13 protein-coding genes are annotated in these 17,213 nt (G+C 69.1%); 3 read left to right on the top strand and 10 right to left on the bottom strand.

The features are described 5' to 3' along the window. Positions 1-2 precede the first annotated feature (2 nt). Positions 3-539 carry a MarR family winged helix-turn-helix transcriptional regulator gene (locus ACTIFV_RS00800; RefSeq protein ID WP_439590901.1) on the top strand — a complete coding sequence of 179 codons (537 nt, stop codon included), beginning with the start codon at positions 3-5 and terminating at the stop codon, positions 537-539. Here ACTIFV_RS00800 and ACTIFV_RS00805 read toward each other — a convergent pair. The 4 genes from ACTIFV_RS00805 to ACTIFV_RS00820 form a co-directional block, all read right to left on the bottom strand. Continuing rightward, on the bottom strand, positions 536-1,309 hold the full coding sequence (locus tag ACTIFV_RS00805; protein WP_439590902.1) for an enoyl-CoA hydratase: 774 nt from the start codon (positions 1,307-1,309) through the stop codon (positions 536-538). The two genes, ACTIFV_RS00800 and ACTIFV_RS00805, sit on opposite strands and share 4 nt — an antisense overlap. Before the next feature lie 8 nt (positions 1,310-1,317). Next, complete coding sequence (mmsB, locus tag ACTIFV_RS00810; RefSeq protein WP_439590903.1) at positions 1,318-2,226, bottom strand: 3-hydroxyisobutyrate dehydrogenase; 909 nt, start codon at positions 2,224-2,226, stop codon at positions 1,318-1,320. Further along, positions 2,223-3,386: an acyl-CoA dehydrogenase family protein gene (locus ACTIFV_RS00815; RefSeq protein WP_439590904.1), complete on the bottom strand. Its 1,164-nt coding sequence runs from the start codon at positions 3,384-3,386 to the stop codon at positions 2,223-2,225. Before ACTIFV_RS00815 ends, mmsB begins: the two co-directional genes overlap by 4 nt. A gap of 182 nt (positions 3,387-3,568) precedes the next feature. Further along, positions 3,569-6,109, bottom strand: a complete 2,541-nt coding sequence (locus ACTIFV_RS00820) for a choice-of-anchor I family protein (protein ID WP_439590905.1) — start codon at positions 6,107-6,109, stop codon at positions 3,569-3,571. Between the two features lie 143 nt (positions 6,110-6,252). Between ACTIFV_RS00820 and ACTIFV_RS00825 the strand changes: the two genes are divergently transcribed. Beyond that, a complete protein-coding gene (locus ACTIFV_RS00825) occupies positions 6,253-6,729 on the top strand; it encodes an Hcp family type VI secretion system effector (RefSeq protein WP_439590906.1) in 477 nt (158 codons plus the stop codon). Between the two features lie 4 nt (positions 6,730-6,733). Here the strand turns inward: ACTIFV_RS00825 and ACTIFV_RS00830 are convergent, their stop codons facing one another. Further along, the gene (locus tag ACTIFV_RS00830) at positions 6,734-7,066 is read right to left on the bottom strand and encodes a YciI family protein (protein ID WP_439590907.1); all 333 of its coding nucleotides are present in this window, start codon (positions 7,064-7,066) and stop codon (positions 6,734-6,736) included. Positions 7,067-7,145: 79 nt separating this feature from the next. Further along, the gene (pulA, locus tag ACTIFV_RS00835) at positions 7,146-13,196 is read right to left on the bottom strand and encodes a pullulanase-type alpha-1,6-glucosidase (RefSeq protein ID WP_439590908.1); all 6,051 of its coding nucleotides are present in this window, start codon (positions 13,194-13,196) and stop codon (positions 7,146-7,148) included. 187 nt (positions 13,197-13,383) lie between these two features. Here pulA and ACTIFV_RS00840 point away from each other — a divergent pair, with 187 nt between their 5' ends. Further along, a complete protein-coding gene (locus ACTIFV_RS00840) occupies positions 13,384-14,049 on the top strand; it encodes an SDR family oxidoreductase (RefSeq protein ID WP_439590909.1) in 666 nt (221 codons plus the stop codon). A 7-nt stretch (positions 14,050-14,056) separates the two neighbouring features. On the opposite strand, the gene ACTIFV_RS00845 is transcribed toward ACTIFV_RS00840, so the two are convergent. The 4 genes from ACTIFV_RS00845 to ACTIFV_RS00860 are packed head-to-tail and all read right to left on the bottom strand — an operon-like array spanning position 14,057 to position 17,209. Further along, positions 14,057-14,383, bottom strand: coding sequence for an ArsR/SmtB family transcription factor (locus ACTIFV_RS00845; RefSeq protein WP_439590910.1), 327 nt, complete (start codon positions 14,381-14,383; stop codon positions 14,057-14,059). After that, entirely contained in the window at positions 14,380-15,567 is a 1,188-nt protein-coding gene (locus ACTIFV_RS00850) for a thiolase family protein (RefSeq protein WP_439590911.1), read from the bottom strand. The genes ACTIFV_RS00845 and ACTIFV_RS00850 overlap by 4 nt, the downstream gene beginning before the upstream one ends. Further along, on the bottom strand, positions 15,564-16,028 hold the full coding sequence (locus ACTIFV_RS00855; RefSeq protein ID WP_439590912.1) for a hotdog fold thioesterase: 465 nt from the start codon (positions 16,026-16,028) through the stop codon (positions 15,564-15,566). Before ACTIFV_RS00855 ends, ACTIFV_RS00850 begins: the two co-directional genes overlap by 4 nt. Next, the gene (locus ACTIFV_RS00860) at positions 16,025-17,209 is read right to left on the bottom strand and encodes a bifunctional 2-methylcitrate synthase/citrate synthase (RefSeq protein ID WP_439590913.1); all 1,185 of its coding nucleotides are present in this window, start codon (positions 17,207-17,209) and stop codon (positions 16,025-16,027) included. Before ACTIFV_RS00860 ends, ACTIFV_RS00855 begins: the two co-directional genes overlap by 4 nt. Positions 17,210-17,213 lie beyond the last annotated feature (4 nt).

Consider the following 17,213-nt stretch of genomic DNA (forward strand, 5'->3'; position numbering starts at 1 on the left):
CCATGGCACGTCGCGGAGCACTGCCGGTCGACCCGATCGCCGAGGCGAAGCGCCAGTGGCTCACGCACGGGTGGGCGGATGCCGCGCCCGGCATGTCGGTCGTCACCTCGATCATCCGCGCGCAGCAGATCCTGCTCGCGCGCATCGATGGCGCGCTGAAGCCGTTCGGGCTCTCGTTCGCACGATTCGAGATGCTGCGGCTGCTCGCCTTCACGCGTGAGGGCCGGATGCCGATGGCGAGCGCCATCGCGCGCCTGCAGGTGCACCCCACGAGCGTCACGAACACGGTCGACCGACTCGTGCGGGACGGCTTCGTCGTGCGGGAGCCGCATCCCGAGGATGGACGTGCGACGCTCCTCACGCTGACCGACTCCGGACGCGACCTCGCCGAGCGCGCGACGACGGCGCTGAACGACGAGGTCTTCACGCGACCCGGGCTGTCGGCCGACGACACGGACGAGCTGGTCTCGATCATCGCGCGGCTGCGCAAGGACGCCGGCGATTTCGAAGACCCGCGACCCATGCCCGATCCGCTCTAGCGATTGGTGAACTCGGGCGACCGCTTCTCACGGAAGGCGGCCATGCCCTCCTTCTGATCCTCGGTCGAGAACAGGGCTGCGAACGCGTGCTTCTCGAAGCGCAGGCCTTCGGCCAGGGGCGTCTCCATCGCGACGTCGAGCGCGGCCTTCGCGGCGTAGACCGAGGGCAGCGACTTCGCCGCGATCGTCTCGGCGACCTTCGCGGCCTCGTCGAGCAGTTCGGCAGCGGGCACGACGCGCGAGACGAGTCCGGAGCGCTCGGCTTCGGCGGCATCCATCATCCGCCCCGTGAGGATCAGCTCGGCGGCCTTGTAGTAGCCGACGGCCCGGAGGAGCCGCTGCGAGCCGCCCATGCCGGGGATGACGCCGAGGTTGATCTCGGGCTGGCCGAACTTCGCGGTGTCGGCGGCGAGGATGATGTCGCACATCATGGCGAGCTCGCACCCCCCTCCCAAGGCGTAGCCCGAGACGGCGGCGATGACGGGCGTGCGGAGGTCGGCGAACCGCTGCCACTGCCCGAAGTGCTCGCCCATGATCATCTCGAGCCCCGACTTGGACTCCATCTCCTTGATGTCGGCGCCGGCGGCGAACGCGCGCTCGGACCCCGTGACGACGATCGCGCCGATCGCGTCATCGGCGTCGAACGCGGTGGATGCCGCGACGATGTCGAGCATGACCTGGGTGTTGAGGGCGTTGAGCGCCTCGGGGCGATTGATCGTGATCCAGCCGACGCGACCTCGGGTCTCGACGATGATGGTCTCGTAGGTCATGGCTCTCCTCAGGCTGCGGCGCTGTCGGCGCGGATCGTGTTGATGATCCCCGAGAAATCCTGCCCTGCCCCGGCGCCTGCCGCGAACTCCTGGTAGATCTCGCGGGCGAGCAGACCCATGCGAGCGTCGACGCCCGTCAGCGAGATGGCCTGTTCGGCGAGCCCGAGGTCCTTGTTCATGAGCGCTCCCGCGAAGCCCGGCTGATAATCGCGGTTGGCGGGACTCGTGGGCACCGGTCCGGGCACGGGGCAGTTCGTCGTCAGAGCCCAGCACTGCCCCGAGGCGTTCGATGCGACGTCGAACAGCGCCTGATGCGAGAGTCCGAGTCGCTCGCCGAGCACGAACGCCTCGGCCACCGCGATCTGCGAGACCGCGAGGATCATGTTGTTGCACACCTTCGCGGCCTGGCCGAGGCCCGCGCCGCCGCAGTGCACGACCCGGCGGCCCATCGCCTCGAGAAGCGGCCTGGCGGCTTCGAAGTCCTCGTCGGAGCCTCCGACCATGAATGCGAGCGTCGCATTCTCGGCGCCCACGACGCCGCCCGACACGGGAGCGTCCAGCGAACGGTGCCGGGCGATCCCGGCGATGCGGTGCGCCTCCTGTGCCTCTTCGACCGAGATGGTGGAGCAGTCGATGAACAGTGTGCCCGGCGGAGCGACATCGACCAGACCATCGGCACCGTCGGACCCGAGGTAGGCGGCGACGACCTGCGCGCCGGACTGGAACATCGTGATGACGACCTCGGCGCCGTCCACCGCGGCCTGCGCCGAGAGCGTGACGGCGAGACCGGCGTCGAGGGCGGCATCGACTGCGGCGGGGAAGACGTTGAACCCGATGACGTCGTGACCGGATGCTGCGAGGTTCTTCGCCATGGGCAGGCCCATGTGCCCGAGCCCGAGGAAGGCGATGCGGGTCATCGCTTCGGCCCCAGCAGCTCACGGCCGATGATGACGCGCATGATCTCGTTCGTCCCTTCGAGGATCTGATGCACGCGGAGGTCGCGCACGACCTTCTCGATTCCGTAGTCGTGCAGATAGCCGTAGCCGCCGTGGAGCTGCAGAGCCTGGTTCGCGACCGAGAAGCCGGCATCCGTCGCGAAGCGCTTGGCCATCGCGCACTGCAGCGATGCGTCGTCGGCCCCTGAGTCGACGGCGGCCGCGGCATCCCGCACCAGCGCACGCGCCGCGCGCAGCTCGGTCGCCATGTCGGCGAGCGTGAAGACGATGCTCTGCTTCTCTGCGAGCGGCTCACCGAACGTGAACCGCTCATGCACGTACGCCGTGGCCTTGTCGAGCGCCCACTGCGCGCCGCCGAGGGAGCACGCGGCGATGTTGATCCGGCCGCCGTTGAGCGCCGACATCGCGATCTTGAACCCCTGCCCCTCGATCCCGAGCACGCTCGAAACCGGCACGCGCACCTCGTCGAGGATCACCTGACGCGTCGGCTGCGCGTTCCAGCCCATCTTCTTCTCATTCGGGCCGAACGACAGTCCCGCAGCGTCGGCGGGCACGAGGAAGGCCGTGATCCCGCGCGCTCCGGGTTCGCCCGTGCGCGCCATGACGATGTAGACGGATGCTTCGCCCGCGCCCGAGATGAACTGCTTGACGCCGGTCAGCACGTACTCGTCACCCGATCGGATCGCACTGGTCGCGATGGCTGCGGCATCCGACCCCGCCCCCGGCTCGGTGAGGCAGTAGCTGCCGAGATCGGCCATCGCGGTGAGACGCGGCAGCCATTCGTTGCGCTGCGCGTCGTCGCCGTAGGCGTCGATCATCCAGGCGACCATGTTGTGGATCGAGATGTACGCGGCGATCGCAGGATCGCCCTTCGCGAGCTCCTCGAAGATCGCGACGGCTTCGGAGCGACCGAGCCCCGCGCCCCCGACATCCTCGCGCACGTAGATGCCGCCGAGTCCCAGTTCTCCGGCTCGCTGGACGGTGTCGCGGGGGAAGTGCTTGCGCTCGTCCCAGTCGAGAGCGTGCGGCGCGAGCTCGGTGCGGGCGAAGTCGCGCACGGCCTCGAGGATCGCGTCGCGTTCGTCGGCGGTGAGGGCGGATGCGGGAAGTGTCATCGACATCGGTGTCTCCAGGATCGACCGTGCGCGTCTTCGTGGGTCGCGCTCGGGACGGGGGGCGCCGTCGTCGGCGCTGGATCCGAGTTTACATGGACTTCCTACTATCTGCGCGGAATCCCGACCTTCTGGCGGAGAAGAACGGGGTCCCCTCGTGAGGGCCCCCGTTCCGGTGGATGGATGCCGCGTCAGCCCGCGAGGCGGAAGCTCAGCCGCTGCGCGTTTCCGGCGACGTCGTAGACGACGAGGACGTTCGCGCCCGCGACCGCGCCGAACTTCCCCGGCTTCACGAAGTTGAGATCGGACCATGCGTTGTCGGTCAGATCCTTCTCCACGCCGTTGAGCGTCAGACGCGCGACCTTTCCGGCGTCGTAGAGCTTGAAGCTCACGAGCTCGTAGCCGCGACGTGCCTCCCGCGTGTACGTCGCGCCGTCCTTCACGGTGATGGTCGGCCTCGTGGAGTCGACGGTCACCGTGTAGGTGCCGGTCTTCGAGACGTTTCCCGAGAGGTCCTGCGCGTTGTACTTGACCTGGTAGGTGCCGTCAGCCAGCTCGACCGTCGCCTTGTGCGTCGCGGACGTCTTGCCCTTGGCATCCTTCTGCGTCGAGGTCACGAGCTTGCCGTCCCTGTAGACGTTCGCGACGACACGCTGCAGACCCTGGGCGTCGGTGGCGTCGATCTGGATCTTGAGCTTCTTGACGGCGGCAGCGGTCGGCGTGACCAGGACGACCTCGGGCCGCGTCGTGTCGACGATCGAGAAGGCGAAGTCCTGCGGCTCCGACTGGTTGCGAGCGGCATCTCTCGCGGAGAACGTGAGCACGTAATCGCCGACCGGCAGACCGCCCTTGACCACACTCGAGAGGTCGATCGTGTGCGTCGCCCGCGCGGCTCCGTCGACCTTGAGCTGCGTGTGCTTGACGACCTCGCCGTCGCGGGTGATGGTGCCCACGACGGCAGTCAGAGCACGGTCGTCGCTCGCGTTCAGCGTGAGCGTCACGGCGTTGCCCTCGAAGACGTTCCCACCGGTGTCGCCGAGCGCGACGACGGGTCGCGCCGTGTCGGGCGTCAGGTCGGTGAGCGAGAAGAGCGTCGTCGTGCCCGACACCTCGTTTCCTACGGCGAGCAGCGGCAGGCCCGTCGGCGAGGCGGCACCCGAGATGAACTCGAGACCCTCCGGACCGAGGTCACCGGCAGCGGACGTCGTCTGGTCGACCGTGAAGTCGCGGTTGTCGACGTACGTGACGAACGCGGCACCGGCGGGGTCGGTGATGTCGAAGACCATCACGCCGCCGACGCGCTCGAGACCGATGAACGCGTACGTGCGTCCGCCGACCGCGCCGATGGCGAGGTTCTCGGGCTCGGGGCCCTTGTCGTCGCTGCGACCCTCGAAGTTCGCCTCGGAGTGGTTCGAGTTGAAGTAGGCCGGATTCGCCACGTACGTGATGTTCTCGAACTGGTCGCCCGAGTCGAAGACCTGCGTGCCCTCGGTCGTCCAGATCGAGAACGAGCGACCACCGTAGGTGTAGAGCGCCTCGTATTGACCCGTCTCCTCGTTGAAGCCGTCCTCGATGCTGACGTTGAGGCGGCCTAGGTCGCCGTCGCCCAGGAGCGCCTTCAGCTGCGCGCTCACGGGGCCGTAGCCGTTCTTCGCGATGTCCTTCGCGCGGGTCGCCTCGACGTAGTCGCCCCACTCCCGCACGTCGCCCTCGTTCGCCGTGACGAGGAAGGTCTGCCCGCCGGCCTGGTAGGCGACGATGCCGTCGGGGTTGTAGATGCCGAAGAGGTTCTCGAACGTGCGCACGTTGAATGTCGACGCTCCCTGCGGATCGCGGTCGCTCGGGTCGATGCCGTTGCCCGCGACACCGTGGTCCTTGAAGCCGAGGGGCCAGATGTCGGTCACCGTCGCCGACGCCAGGTCGATCACGGCGACGGCATTCGCCTCCTGCAGCGCGGCGTACGCGGTGCCGCCGTCGACGGCGATGTACTCCGGCTCCAGGTTGCGCGAGACGGGCAGATCGTCGCCGTGCGGCGTCGGACCGAAGACGCGGACGGCCGAGTCGAGCGTCTTCGATCCGCCGATCTCGAACTCGTGGAAGTCCGCCGTCCGCACAGCGCTCTGCGCCGGCGCAGCCTTCGTCGCCGGAAGCGCGATGACGCTCACCGAACCCTCGGGGTCGATCGCGAAGTCGTCGTCGGGCTCGCCCTCGTTCGCGACGACCGCGTACGTGCCGTCGGGCGAGATCTCCACGTTGTCGGGGAGCGCGCCCACCGTCACCGAGCCGAGGACGACCGGCTCGGGCGCGTCCGCATCGAAGAACAGGATCGAGCCCGGCTCGGTCTTGGTCGGGTTCTCGAACGCGACGACGCCGAGGCCGTCCGCGCGCACGGTGATCGAGTTCGCGACGCCTTCGCCCGCGATCGTGTAGAGCTTCGTCGGAGCGGCGGGGTTCGAGGCATCCAGCACGTCCACGACGCCCGCCTGGGCGTTGACGACATAGAGGCGCGTGCCGTGGAACGCGACGATCTCGGCGGCCGAGGCGTCGAAGACGCCGGTCTCGTAGGTGCCGATCGGCGTGATCGCGAGCGTCGCGTCGTCGGACGAGTACGCGATCGGGGCGTCGACGACCCGAGCGCCGGCGGGAGCGGCGAGCACGAGTGACGCGGCGATGGAGACCGCGGCGACGGCTGCGACGGTGGCGCAGCGGCGACGCGAGAAGGCAGAGTTCATTCTCATCCTCAGTTCGGGTGGGAGGGGGACTCCTCCTGAGTAGTGAGGTGACGTGTCGTCGAGGTGAACGCGGCGTGAGCAGTCGGGGTGTCTGGCGCTCGAGCGTGCCGAGTGGCAGGCTGGCGCCGGACGAAGGAGCGACCATGACCGTCGACATCTTCTTGCATCTGCCCGGCATCGTGGGAGCGTCGGCCGACCGAGATCACAAGGACTGGATCGAGCTCACGAGTGCGACGTGGGGACTCGATCAGTCCGGTGCGGCCCACGCCTGCGGCGGAGCCGGCCGGGGGAAGGCGACGCAGCATCCACTCGTCGTCTCCGCGCCCACGAGCATCGCGACCCCCGTGCTCTTCGAGTTCGTCGCGAACGGCAGGCATCTGCCCACGGCCGTCCTCGATGTGGTCCGCTCCGGCGAGGACCGCCACAGCGTCATCCGCTGGGATCTCGACGACGTCGAGATCGCGCGGCTGGATGTCGCGGGCTCCGCGCCGGGCTTCGACGACGTGTTCGAGGTCCGGTCGCGGCGCACGCGCATGACGGTGGTACCCACCGACGCGAAGGGCGGAGCCGGTCAGCCGGTCACGCGGGGGTGGGACTTCACCGCCCAGCAGTCGTGGTGAGCCGTCACTCGCCCCAGTCCATGAAGGCGCGCAGCTCGATCTGACCGTTGCGGGCCATGGGATGCTTCGCCGCGATCTCGATCGCCTCGTCGAGATCCTCGACCTCGAGGATGTCGAATCCCAGGATGACCTCGCTCGTCTCGGCGAACGGGCCCTGGGTCGTGAGCACCTTGCCTCCGCGCACGCGGACGACGGTCGACTGCTTGGGCGGCGCGAGCACCTCGCCGATGATCCGCTTGCCCGCGGCGTCGAGCGGGTCGACCCACAGGTTGACATCGGATTCGTCCGAGACGGCATCCGGCTCGAGCGACGAGACGACGAACATCATGTACTTCATGGTCTGATCCTTCCGTGAGGGGCTCCGGGTCGGAACCCCTTCACGGAAGTCGTCGCGCAGCCGAGGGCGATGTCGACACTCAGAACACGATCACCGGGACGGCGATCGGGAACCGCGAGTCCTCGTAGTCGCCCGAGCCCGTGAACGTCGTGCGGATCAGGTGGATGCCCCGCGACAGCTTCGGCAGGGTGATGTCGACCTTGCCCTTCGCCGCCGCCGTGAGCGTCGCCGTGGCGATGACCTTGCCGTGGTCCGTGACCGTCACGGTGCCGGTCGCCGCCGAGCCGTCCGACGCGCTCACCTTGCCCTGCACCTTGACGGTCTGGCCGAACGACGCGAGCAGCCGGCTGGGCGCAGCCAGCACGCTCGTCGAGATCGACTCGTTGTCCACGAGGACGGCCACCGTGCGGGCGGGGACGGTGACGGTGCCGGATGCGGCATCCCACGTCGTCGTCTTCACGACCGCGTCCGCGCCGTTCGCCTGCGCCTTCGCCAGCGAGAAGCCGCGACCGGCGAGCTCGCCGATCGTCTGCGTCACCGGCTCGGGCGAGGCGTTGAAGACGACGAGCGCGCCGTCGAGCGCGGGATCGACGTCCTCGCCCACGAGGTCGTCGACGAGCATCGCGATGACGCCGGGTGCGGCATCCGTTCCGCTTCCCGGGAAGGTGACCTTCTGCTCGATGAGCTCGGCAGACCCGAGCCGCAGCAGATCGACCTCGTTGCGCACCCGCAGCAGGTCGAGGGCGGATGCCTCGGCCGCGGCGATGTCGGCTGCCCCGGGCTTGAGCGCGGGGTTCGCCAGCAGCGGGGCCATGATCGGCCACTTCTCCTGGTTGTCGGCCGCGCGCGGCAGGCCCGATCCGAAGGTCGACTCCTGGCCCGTCCAGTCGATGCGGTTGAACCAGTCGCCCGAGTTGTAGCTGTTGCGGTCGAGCGACTTGGAGCGCAGGAGCTCGGTGCCCGCATGCCAGAACGACGGCGTCTGGGCGAGCGTCGCGGTCGCGAGCGACAGCGTGTTCATGCGCACGCGGTCGGCCATCGACGTGTCGGTCGGCAGCTTGAGCACCGAGAGGTCGTACAGCGTCTCGTTGTCGTGCGCGTCGACGTAGGTGATGATCTCGTCCGGCTGATCCGCGTATCCTGCGGGCTGGCCGTTGTACTGGAGCTCATCGCCGCGAGTGACCGTGCCGTCGGCGGCGGTCAGCTCGAACGCGCGCAGGTTGCCCGCGAGTCCGAGCTTCACGAGATCGGTCTGGGTCGCGAGGTCGGCGAGCGCCTGATCGGTCGATCCGTTGATCGCGTCGCCGTTGGGGTCGGTGCCCAGGCCCGTGCCGTAGCCCTGACGGAATGTGGAGCCGGAGTCGACCGGGCTGCCGCCGTGCACGGCATCGCGCAGCCGGTCGCTGAACGTGCCGATGCCCGTTCCGCCGAGCTGGCCCTGCGTCGCCTGCTCGAACAGGGCGTTGTCGGCGACCTCGCCGAAGTTCCAGCCCTCGCCGTAGAGGTAGATCCTCGAGCCGTCGACGCCGTCCTCGTTCATCGTGAGGGCGTCGAGCGCGGCACGGATGGCGAGCATGTTCTCCTTCGAGTGATGCCCCATGAGGTCGAAGCGGAAGCCGTCGACCTTGTAGTCGCGCGCCCACGTCACGACGGAGTCCACCATGAGCTTCTGCGCGGCGGCGTGCTCGGTCGCGACGTTCTGGCAGCACGTCGAGGTCTCGACGGCTCCTGCGGCGTTGAGCCGCTGGTAGTAGCCGGGCACGATCTGATCGAGCACCGACTTCTCCCCCTGCCCCGCCTGCGCCGTGTGGTTGAACACCTGGTCGAGCACGACCTGCAGGCCCATCTTGTGCAGCGCTCCGACCATCTCGCGGAACTCGCCCACCCGTGCCCCACCCTCGGGGTCGACGGCGTACGAGCCCTCGGGCACGGAGAAGTGGTAAGGGTCGTAGCCCCAGTTGAAGCCATCGGCATCGGCCACCGCCTCGACGCACGCCTGCTGCTCGGTCGACGCGGGTCCGAACGAGCTGAGATCGCACGCGGGCACCGCCTGCTCGGACCGGTTCTCCTCGATCGTCGCGATGTCGAACGACGGCAGCAGGTGAACGGTGTTGATCCCGGCATCCGCGAGCTGCTTCAGCTGCTTCGCGCCCGCACCGTTGCGCGTGAACGCCCGATACGTGCCGCGTTCGGCCTCGGGCACGGTGGTGTCGCCGATCGAGAAGTCGCGGATGTGCAGTTCGTAGATCGACCGGTCGACGGGGCGATCGATGACCGGCTGCTTCGTCTTGCGCCACTGCGCGGGCTGCCACGCCTTGTCGTCGAGGTCGACGGCGACCGAGCGCGTGGAGTTCGTCGTGAGCGCGATCGAGTACGGGTCGGTCACGTCGTTCGTCTCGATGGCGCCCGTGGTCGGCGCGTAGACGCTGACCTCCCACAGGTACTCGTCGCTCTTGAGCGCCTTCTTGCCGGCGACGGACCAGGTTCCGGATGCCGCGTCCCATGCCGCCTCGTGGCGAATCGGGTCACCGCCGGCGCCGGCATCCCACGTCAGCAGCGTCGCGGACTGCGCCGTCGGCGCCCACAGTCGGAACGTGGGCTTGTTCCCGCTGAACACCACGCCGAGGTCTGCGCCCTCGAGCTCGGCGGCGTAGAGGTCGTCGAGCACGCCCGGGATCTGCACGCCGGTGAAAGCGGTGAGGGCATCGCCCTTGCCGCGCTGCGCGACCATCAGCTGTCCCTTGAGGAGTGATGCGGCATCCGCCCCCTCCACGCGCAGCGCCGTGTAGCCCGCGAGTGCGGGGAAGCGCGCCTTCTGCGCGTCGGTCAGCCCCCCGTCGACGAGGGTGAGGTCGATGGCGTCGCCCCCCGTGATCTCGCCGTCCGCCTGGGCGATCCCGGCCGTGGCGGAGGAGTACAGCTGCCAGCTCGCGTCGGCCGCGGGAGCACCCAGGTCGGAGGGCCAGGCGATCGTCTCCGCGTCGATCCAGTGCGCGCGGAGTTCGCCGACGCCGGCGAGCGGCGGGTCGGCGGATGCGACGGTCAGCACGTGCGTCTTGAGGTTGTAGCGGAACGTCGTGACCTTGCCGGCGCTCGCGCTGAACGAGATGTTCGCGCCGCCCGGAGCTCCTCCGGCACCGTAGTTCTCATCCCACGAGCGGTTGTGGGCGACCTTGACCTCGTACGAGCCGGTCGGCAGGTCGTCGGTCGTGAACTGGAAGACGCCGTCGGCGTTGCGGTCGAACATCATCGTCGCGAGGCAGTCCGGCTGCCAGTCGCCGGGGCAGCCGAGCTCGCTCTGCAGCGAGCCGGGGAGCGTGATGACGGGGCCGTCCAGCGTCGTGCGGATGTTCTTCGTGCGCGGGTCGAAGAAGAACTCGATGGGTCCTCCGCTGTGCGAGAACGCGATGTCGGGGCCGCTGGCGACACCGCCGGCGCCGTAGTTCTCGGTCCACGACTTCTCCGTCGCGATCTTGAAGGCGTAGTCGCCCGGAGCGAGGTCGGCGAGCGCGAGCGTCCAGATGCCGTCCTTCTGGGTCATCTGCACGTTGTCGCAATCGGGCTGCCAGTCGCCGGGGCATCCCGCTTCGCTGTTGAAGCTGCCCGGAACGCTCACGAACTCGTAGACCGTCGGCTCCTGCGGCTCGGGCTCGCCCGGCTCTTCGGGTTCGGTCGGCTCCTCGCCGAGGGTCACACGGTTGCCGACCGAGGCGTACGTCGACGCCGCGGCGTGGTTGCCCGCGGCGTCCGTCGACACCGCGCGGTACTCGACGAGCGTGCCGGCCGCGAGCCCGGCCGTGTCGTGGAAGACACGGGGGGAGGTGTCCTCGGCCGTGCCGAGCGGGGTCCACTCGTCGTCGCCGACGACGCGGTAGGCGAAGCTCGTCTCCTGCCACGTCGAATCGTCGACGTCGGCGGCGACCGGCGCGATTCCGCTGATCCCCGCTCCGGCCACGGGCACCTCCACCTCGATGCCTCCCGCCGCCGACGGCGCGGTCACGCTCTCGTCCGCCGTGAAGACGAGTGCCGAGAGCGCGGGGACGGTGAGGGATGCCGCGCCCTCGCCATCCGTGGAGAAGGCCGCTCCCCCGCCGTACAGCGGCGAGAACGAGGCATCCTTCGTCAGCGTCGGGATCGTGACCGTCTTGTCGGCCGTCGTGTTGTTCGTGGCGACGAGGTACTCGACCTTGTCGTCGCGGTCGACGCGACTGAACGCGTAGACGCCTGCGCCGTCGTCGGCATAGCGCTCGATCTGCGCGCCCGTCGCGAGGGCGGGGTGGTCGGCGCGCAGCGCGCCGAGCTCGGCGATGCGCTGGTAGAGCGGCGAGTCGGTGTCGAAGCGATCCTGACTGCCGAGCTGCTCCCCCGTCACCAGGGGCTGATCGGCATACGCATCGGTCTGCGTCGCGAAGAGGCTCTGCCGTGCGTCCTTGTCGCCTCCGGCGCCCGCGAAGCCCTGCTCGTCGCCGTAGTACACGACGGGCTGCCCGCGCGTCAGGTACATGAGCTCGTGCGCGAGCTCGTCACGCTGCAGGGCGTCTGCCCCGGCGACGAAGTAGCCGATGCGACCCATGTCGTGATTGCCGAGGAAGGTCGGCAGCGCCGTCGCCGAGGAGTCGGGCGTCGTGTACATGTCGTCCCCGGCGAAGAGCGCCGTGAGCTGAGCGGCCGATCCCCCCTTCGCGTAGGCCGTCGCGTTGGACTGGAAGGTGAAGTCGAGCACCGAGTTCATGTCGCTGTTGCGCACGTACGGCGAGAGCTTCGCAGGGTCGGCGTCGTAGACCTCGCCGAACATGAAGAAGTCGGGCTTGCCGTTGGCGTGGGCGTAGTCGAGCACCTGCGACGACCACTCCTCCCAGAACTCGAAGTTCACGTGCTTGGCGGTGTCGATGCGGAACCCGTCGATGCCGAGGTCGATCCAGTCCTGGTAGACGTCGATGAACCCGTCGACGACGGTCGGGTGTTCGGTCATGAGGTCGTCGAGACCGACGAAGTCTCCGTACGTGACGGATTCGCCCGCCCACGTCGAGTCGCCGCGGTTGTGGTACAGCGTCGGGTCGTTGAGCCACGCAGGGACCTTGACGTCGGCATCCGCCGGCGCGATGACCGGCGTGTAGGGGAACGACGTCGCGGGGTCGAGCGCGGGGAACGTGCCCGTGCCGGCGTACTGGCCCGGGTCGAACGCGGTGCCGCTCGCGTCGCGATACGGGCTCGTCGCCTGGTCGATGTAGGAGAACTGGTTCTCCTCGTACGAGATCACGTCGGCCGTGTGGTTCGTGATGATGTCGAAGTACACCTTGATGCCGCGGTCGTGTGCGTCGGCGATGAGCTCCTCGAGCTCCGCGTTCGTGCCGAGGTGCGGATCGATCTGCGTGAAGTCGGTGATCCAGTAACCGTGGTAGCCCGCGCTCGCGTCGGCTCCGGTGCCCTGAACAGGCCGGTTCTTGAAGCTCGGCGTGAGCCAGATCGCGCTGGTGCCGAGCCCTTCGATGTAGTCGAGCTTCGAGCGCAGCCCCGCGAGGTCGCCGCCCTGGTAGAAGCCCTTGTCGGTCGGATCGAATCCCGTCGCGAGGCGGTCGCCGGTGAGGCCGCCTTCGTCGTTGGACGGGTCGCCGTTCGCGAACCGGTCGGTCATGACGAAGTAGAACTGCTCGTCCGATCCCGCCTGGCGCACGGGCGCGCTCACGAGGGCGTCATCGGCTGCCGTGTAGTCGCCCGCGAGGCTCACGACCTCGACCCCGACGCGATGGCTCGTGTCGTCGAAGAGGAAGCGCAGGGTGGATGCTCCGGCGATGGTCAGCGGGATGTTGTCCCCGCCCCCGTCGAGGCCGTACGACTCGTCCCAGCCGTCGTTCGCGGCCACCTTGTAGGAGTACGCACCGGCGGGCACCTCGAACTCGGCGGCGTAGACGTCGTCGACGTCCGTCGGCTGCAGTTCGGTGGCGGCGCACTCGGGCTGCCAGTCGGCGGCGCAGCCGAGCTCGGACTGCAGGTCGCCCACGAGGGCGAAGGTGCGCTCGGCCGCGCTCGCGGCGGGGGCGATCGCTGCGAGACCTCCGGTCAGGATCAGCGCGGCCGTTGCTGCGGCGGCGATCGATCGGCGGACATGTACGGCGGTCGTCTTCGACACGTTTGCTCCCGGGGGAATGGCACGCAGACGTGCCCATGGTGCTTCGTCTGCCCGAAACTACCTGGGAGGAAGCTATGAATGCAAGCGCTTACATGATGAGAAGGCTCTCATTTCCTGCATCCCCGCGTTCTCGTGCCGGTTGGCACGCAAGCGTTTGCACGTCAGGGATTGCGAGTAGCGTCGAACCGTGCCCCTCGCCCTCGTCACCGGCGCCGCCCGCGCGAACAGCATCGCGGCATCCATCGTCCCTCGGCTGCGCGCGGACGGATGGACCGTCGCGACCTCCGACCTCGCCGACGCGGACTACCCGGCGGATCTCTCGACGACGGACGGCCCCGGTCGGCTGATCGACGACGTCGTTCGCGACCACGGCCCGATCTCAGCCCTCGTGCTGAGTCACGCGCACGACGTCGAATCGGGCATCCTCGACACCACCGCGGAGAGCTTCGACCACCACGTCGCCGTCAATGCGCGCGCCACACTGCTCCTCATCGCGGCCTTCGCCCGCCAGGTGCCCGAATCGGGCGGGGCGATCGTCGCGCTCACGAGCGACCACACCACCGGCAACCTGCCGTACGGAGCGTCGAAAGGCGCCCTCGACCGCATCGTCATCTCGGCCGCGCGCGAGCTTGGTCCGCTCGGCATCTCGGCCAACGCCGTGAACCCCGGGCCGATCGACACGGGATGGATGGATGACGCGACCCGCGACGCGCTGTCGCGCACGCAGCCGCTCGGACGCCTCGGCGAGCCGCGCGACATCGCTGCGGTCGTCTCGTTCCTCGTCTCGGACGAGGGGAGATGGGTCTCGGGTCAGCTGCTGCACACCGACGGCGGCTTCTCGGCGCGGTTCTAGATCGCGCTCAACCAGACGCCCGAAGCTCCGGATCGGGCGTGGTCGCGTACACCCAGTCCTCCACCACCTCGAAACCGCTCGGCTCGAGCCGGTGCACGAGCGAGTGCTTCCGGCGGTCGACGGCGACCAGCCCCGCGGCGCACAGCGTCTTGAGGTGGCGCGATGCCGTGAACCGGGAGAGTTCGGCCGCAGCCGCGATCTGAGAGATGTTCATGCCGAGCGGCGAGGCATCTCGCAGCATCCGGATGACCGTGAGCCGCTCGCCGTTCGCGAGCGCGCGGAAAGCCGTGAGCAGCGCGCCGTCTCCGGCGTCATCCCACGGAGAGACCGTCATGCGTCCCAGCGCTTGAGCAGGGCGGCGAGCGCCTGTCCGCCGCCGATGCACATCGTGACGACGGCGTACTCGAGGTCGCGGCGCTGCAGGTCGAGCGCCGCACGCACCGTGAGGATCGCGCCGGTCGCGCCGACGGGGTGGCCCAGAGCGATCGCTCCGCCGTACGGATTCACGCGCTCCGGATCGAGGCCGCCGTCGCGGATGACGGCGAGCGCCTGTGCAGCGAACGCCTCGTTGAGCTCGATGACGTCCACGTCTGCGGGGGTCAGGCCGGTCTGCTCCCACAGGCGTGACAGGGCGAGCACCGGGGCGTATCCCATGATGTCGGGGTCGACGCCGGCTGTCGCGACGGCCTCGATCGTCGCGAGGCCCGCGAGGCCGCGCGCCCGCACGTCGGACTCGCGCAGCAGGACGGTGGCCGCCGCACCGTCGTTGATCCCCGAGGAGTTGCCGGCGGTGACGCTGCCACCCTCGCGGAACGCCGGCCGCAGGCCGGCGAGCACCTCGACCGTGGTCTCGGGCCGCGGGTGCTCGTCGACCGAGACATCCACCGGCCGTCGGCCGCCGGTCGACACGGTCACGATCTCCTCGGCGAAGGCCGCACGAGCCGCTTCCGTCGACGCGCGCCGTTGCGATTCGGCGGCGAAGGCGTCCTGATCGACCCGGGAGACGCCGTAGCGCTCCGCGACGTTCTCGGCCGTGACGCCCATGTGCCTCTCGCTGAACGGGTCGGTGAGGATCGCAAGAGTGCCGTCGAGCATCTTGCGGTCGCCCAGGCGCGCGTTGCCTCGGGCGTTGAAGTCGAGGAAGGGCGTGCGCGACATGCTCTCGTCACCACCTGCCACGACGACGTCCACGCCGCCCCACAGGAGCTCCTGCGCGCCGGACCAGATCGCCTGCAGCCCGGACCCGCACAGGCGGTTGACCGTGAAGGCCGGCGTGCGCGTGGGCATGCCCGCCGCCAGCGCGACGCGACGCGCGTTGTACGCGTCGGGACCGTTCTGGGCGATGCATCCCATCACCACCTCGCCGACCTCGTCGGCGCCTACTCCCGCGCGTCGAAGGGCCTCGACGGCGGCCGCCGCTCCGAGCTCGTGCGCAGGCACGTCCTTGAGCGAGCCCGCGAAGCTGCCGACGGGCGTACGTGCCCCCGCGACGATGACGACCTTCTCTTTCGAGTTCATGCGTGTGCTCCTCTTCCCTCGGGCGCGCTGTAGCTCGAGCGCTGTTCGATGACGGCGAGCGTGCACCGCGAGATGCACACGAGCCTGCCCGACTCGTCGACGATGCGGACCTCCCACACATGCGCGCGACGGCCGATCGCCGCGGGGGTCGCCGTCGCCGTGACCCATCCGCTCGAGACCGGCCGGATGTGGTTGGCGTTGATCTCCTGGCCGACGACGTGCAGTGCCGAGCGGTCGACGGCGAGATAGCCGGCCCAGGATGCGAGGGTCTCGGCGAGCGCGACGGAGGCGCCGCCGTGGAGCACACCCGCGGGCTGGGTCGTGCGACGGTCGACCGGCATGCGCGCGACGATCGCGTCGTCCCGGATCTCGACGATCTCGATGCCGAGCGTCTCGATGAGGCTCGCGCCCGCCATCGCGTTCAGGTCGACGCCCGTGACGTCGCCGAACCAGATCGTCACTCGGCGGCCTCCTCCGCACGCTCGGCCGCCTCGAGGATCGCCGCGTCGGGGACGTACCCCTCGATGTGCCGCTCGTCCGGTCCGTTGTACTCGGACAGAGGCCGGATGAGGGCGTTCGAGGCGAGCTGCTCCATGATGTGCGCCGTCCACCCCGTCACGCGCGCCGCGACGAAGAGCGGTGTGAACGTCAGGGTGTCGAATCCGATGAGGTTGTACGCCGGACCCGAGGGGTAGTCGAGGTTCGGATAGATGCCCTTCCGCGCGACGAACTCCGACTCGAGCTCGGTGTAGAGCGCGAGCACGTCGGGCCGGTCGTAGTGGTTGACGAGGGTGTCCAGAGCCGCCTTCATCGTGGGCACGCGCGAGTCGCCGCGCTTGTAGACGCGGTGGCCGAAGCCCATGATCTTGCGCTTCTCGGCGAGCGCTTCGTCGAGCCACGGACCGACGTTCGACGCTTCGCCGATCTCGTCGAAGATGTGCAGCACCGCTTCGTTCGCGCCGCCGTGCAGCGGTCCCTTCAGCGCCCCGATCGCTCCGACGACGGCGGAGTAGAGGTCGCTCAGCGTCGACGCGATCACTCGACCCGTGAAGGTCGACGCGTTGAACGAGTGCTCCGCGTACAGGATCATCGAGCGGTTGAAGGCATCCACCACGACGTCGTCCGCCTCTTCTCCGAACGTCATCCAGAGGAAGTTGGCCGCGTAGTCGAGGTCGTCGCGCGGGGCGACGGGCTCCTGCCCGCGTCGGCGCCGCTGGCCGTACGCGACGATCGCGGGGAGTGCGGCGAAGAGGCGGATGCTGCGCGCGAGGTTCTCCTCGGGGTTGCCGCTCGCATCGAGCACCGAACCCGACCCCGCGAGGTCCTTCGCGCCGATGAGCGAGACCGCCGTGCGCACTTCGTCCATGGGGTGCGCATCCAGCGGCACGTGGTCGATCACGGCGCGGACGTCCGGGGCGAGCGCGCGGTACTCGCGCTCGATGGCCCGCAGGCGAGCGAGCTCGACGTCGGTGGGCAGCTCGCCCTTCCACAGCAGGTACGCGACGGCCTCGAACGGCTGCGTCGCCGCGAGCTCCTGGACGGGATAGCCGCGGTAGAGCAGCGAGTTGGTCTCGGGATTGACCTTCGAGACGGCGGTGTAGTCGACGACGACTCCCGCGAGTCCCTTCTTGATGTCAGTCATTTCT

It is taken from the genome of Microbacterium sp., from assembly GCF_051860965.1.
In the GTDB taxonomy this organism is placed as follows: domain Bacteria; phylum Actinomycetota; class Actinomycetes; order Actinomycetales; family Microbacteriaceae; genus Microbacterium.

Excerpts from the sequence above, each read along its gene's own strand:
- ACTIFV_RS00800 (WP_439590901.1), top strand. The coding sequence starts at position 3 with ATGGCACGTCGCGGAGCACTGCCGGTCGACCCGATCGCCGAGGCGAAG.
- ACTIFV_RS00805 (WP_439590902.1), bottom strand. The coding sequence starts at position 1,309 with ATGACCTACGAGACCATCATCGTCGAGACCCGAGGTCGCGTCGGCTGG.
- mmsB (WP_439590903.1), bottom strand. The coding sequence starts at position 2,226 with ATGACCCGCATCGCCTTCCTCGGGCTCGGGCACATGGGCCTGCCCATG.
- ACTIFV_RS00815 (WP_439590904.1), bottom strand. The coding sequence starts at position 3,386 with ATGTCGATGACACTTCCCGCATCCGCCCTCACCGCCGACGAACGCGAC.
- ACTIFV_RS00820 (WP_439590905.1), bottom strand. The coding sequence starts at position 6,109 with ATGAACTCTGCCTTCTCGCGTCGCCGCTGCGCCACCGTCGCAGCCGTC.
- ACTIFV_RS00825 (WP_439590906.1), top strand. The coding sequence starts at position 6,253 with ATGACCGTCGACATCTTCTTGCATCTGCCCGGCATCGTGGGAGCGTCG.
- ACTIFV_RS00830 (WP_439590907.1), bottom strand. The coding sequence starts at position 7,066 with ATGAAGTACATGATGTTCGTCGTCTCGTCGCTCGAGCCGGATGCCGTC.
- ACTIFV_RS00845 (WP_439590910.1), bottom strand. The coding sequence starts at position 14,383 with ATGACGGTCTCTCCGTGGGATGACGCCGGAGACGGCGCGCTGCTCACG.
- ACTIFV_RS00850 (WP_439590911.1), bottom strand. The coding sequence starts at position 15,567 with ATGAACTCGAAAGAGAAGGTCGTCATCGTCGCGGGGGCACGTACGCCC.
- ACTIFV_RS00860 (WP_439590913.1), bottom strand. The coding sequence starts at position 17,209 with ATGACTGACATCAAGAAGGGACTCGCGGGAGTCGTCGTCGACTACACC.